The sequence below is a fragment of the Streptomyces klenkii genome (assembly GCF_003626645.1).
In the GTDB taxonomy this organism is placed as follows: domain Bacteria; phylum Actinomycetota; class Actinomycetes; order Streptomycetales; family Streptomycetaceae; genus Streptomyces; species Streptomyces klenkii.
Map to the genome: position 1 here is coordinate 1 of NZ_RBAM01000178.1, position 1,085 is coordinate 1,085.

1 protein-coding gene and 1 pseudogene are annotated in these 1,085 nt (G+C 75.6%); both read right to left on the reverse strand.

Translation table 11 applies throughout. The features are described from left to right. A pseudogene (locus tag D7231_RS35590) lies at positions 1 to 545 on the reverse strand (hypothetical protein); the annotation flags it as partial. Further along, the coding region (locus D7231_RS35595) for a helix-turn-helix transcriptional regulator (RefSeq protein WP_147449921.1) at positions 545 to 1,085 on the reverse strand (541 nt) is incomplete at its 5' end. The pseudogene D7231_RS35590 and the gene D7231_RS35595, both read right to left, overlap by 1 nt.

The following is a 1,085-nucleotide window of genomic DNA, read 5'->3' on the forward strand; positions in this document are numbered from 1 at the left end:
GGCGTGGCCGCGCCGATGGCCGCCTCGCTCTGCCCGCCGCCCGGCACCAGCGCGTCCAGCGAGCCGGTGCAGGTGCGGGCGAGGTCGTCGATCACGGCGCGGAGGTTGTCCAGGCCCTCCACCACCTCGATGCTGCTCTGGGCCGAGCGCAGCCCGCGCGCCTCCAGGTAGTCCCCGGAGAGGGCCAGCAGCTGCTCGCGGGTGGCGGCCATGGTGATGCGCCGCTCCAGGATCTCCTGCTCCAGCGGCGCGAGGACCTGCTCGGCCGCGCTCTCGGGGCTGATCGCCACCCAGCCGCCGCCCGGGGAGGGCCGCAGCAGGCCCAGCCGGGAGAGCCGCTCCTCCGCGCACTCGACCTCGCCGACGCCGATCCCGGCGCGGGCCGCGAGCTGGCCGGGCCGGTCGGTGGGGTGGGTGACCCGCAGCTGGTAGACGTGGACGGTCACCGGGTCCAGGTCCTCGTCCGACAGCCAGGGCCAGCCCTCCGTGCCCACCGCACCGCCGACGGCCTCCGCGCCCTCCGGCCCGGGGGACAGCGGCGCCATCAGGACAGCCAGCCGTTCGACGCCGCCCGCGCCCCCGCCTGGAAGCGGCTGTCCGCGCCCAGACGGTCCATCAGGCGGGCAACGATCCGGCTCACCGAGCGCGGGGACATGCCGAGTTGATGGGCGATCGCCTCGTCCTTCTTGCCCGCGGCCATCAGCAGCAGCACGTTCCGCTCCACGCCGGTGGGCTCGGGCCCGCCCTTCTGGTCGTCCTTGGCGAAGTCCACCGCCCGGTCCCAGTAGTGCTCGAAGAGCTGCTGGAGGAACGCCAGCACCGCCGGGTCGCGCACCAGCGCCGCCCCCGCCGCCGAGTGCCGCGGGTCCAGCGGCAGCACCGCGCAGCCGCGGTCGTAGATCAGCAGCCGGGCGGGCAGCACGCCCGCCGTGCGCACCTGGGCGCCGGCGCCGACCAGGGTCTCCGTGTACTGCGCCACCGCCCAGTGGTTGCGCGCGGCCTGCTGGATCAACTGCCGCATGCGCACACCACGTTCGAGTACTTCCAGGTCCAGCGGGGTCGCCGCGCGGATGGCCTCCTCCGGC